Below are 1,129 nucleotides of genomic sequence, written 5' to 3' on the forward strand. Positions count from 1 at the left end.
ATTTTTTGATAAAAGTATAGATAATATTAAACAAATAATTGCTGATATAAATAGTATTATCCAAAATCCATTGGGATCTGATGAAAACGGAATATTTTGAACGTTCATTCCAAAATATCCTGAAATCATTGTAGGTATGGATAAAATAAGCGTCACAACAGTTAAAAGTTGCATTACGTTATTTTGGTTATTATTAACAATAGCACTAAAAGCATCCATGATTCTACTAAGTATATCTCCATAAATAGAGGCCATTTCAAGGGCCTGTCTATTTTCTATAATAACATCTTCTAATAAATCCTCATCTTCAGAATATTTTTTTATTGTAGATGTACGAAGCATTTTATTTAAAACTAGTTCAATTGCTTTTAAAGAAGTAGAGAAATATACAAGTGATTTTTCTAGTTCTAATAATTGAACAAGCTCTTTATTCTTCATAGATTTGTGTATTTCACGTTCTATTTCTATAGTCATTCTATTAATTCTTCTAAGATATAATAAATAGTAAGTAGCATTTTTATGCAAAATTTGTAGTATAAAACGTGTTTTCTTATGAGTATAGAATTCTTTTATATGACCAACTATAAAGTCGTTTAGAATTTTACTCTGTGCAGTGCATACAGTAATTATACAATTATCCTTAACTATTATTCCCAAGGGAATAGTAGAGTAATGAGCAGAATCAGAGTCAGACTCATCTATTGGAATATCAATTAAAATTAATGTATGATTATCCTCCGCATCTATTCTTGAACGTTCTTCTTCATCAAGAGCTGCATTGATACTATCAATATCTATATCAAATCTATCTGAAATATATCTTATTTCTTCATGACTCGGTTCAACAAGATTTATCCAACAACCATCTTCAAAGTCGTTAAGTTTTTCTAATTTTGTCTCAATTGTTTTGTAATATCTTATCATGGCAACACATCCTTTATTCAGTTTTATATATTGGCACTTAATGATATCTATTAAAAGACCAATATATAAAAAGGGTATTAGTCATAAATAGATATTATTAAGTGATTAAAAAGTCTTACAGTCCGAAACAAGAGTATCGGAATACTGTCCATTTTTCATCACTCTCCTTTATTATTTAAACATCTATTATATATTAATGATTTTC

Annotated in this window: 1 protein-coding gene; it reads right to left on the bottom strand. The window is 27.1% G+C overall.

Translation table 11 applies throughout. From position 1 onward, the window contains the following. On the bottom strand, positions 1-924 hold a 924-nt coding region (locus NSA58_RS20485), incomplete at its 3' end, for a magnesium transporter CorA family protein (protein WP_257560956.1). Positions 925-1,129 lie beyond the last annotated feature (205 nt).

Origin of the sequence: Terrisporobacter muris (genome assembly GCF_024621905.1) — a bacterium.
GTDB classification, from domain to species: domain Bacteria; phylum Bacillota; class Clostridia; order Peptostreptococcales; family Peptostreptococcaceae; genus Terrisporobacter; species Terrisporobacter muris.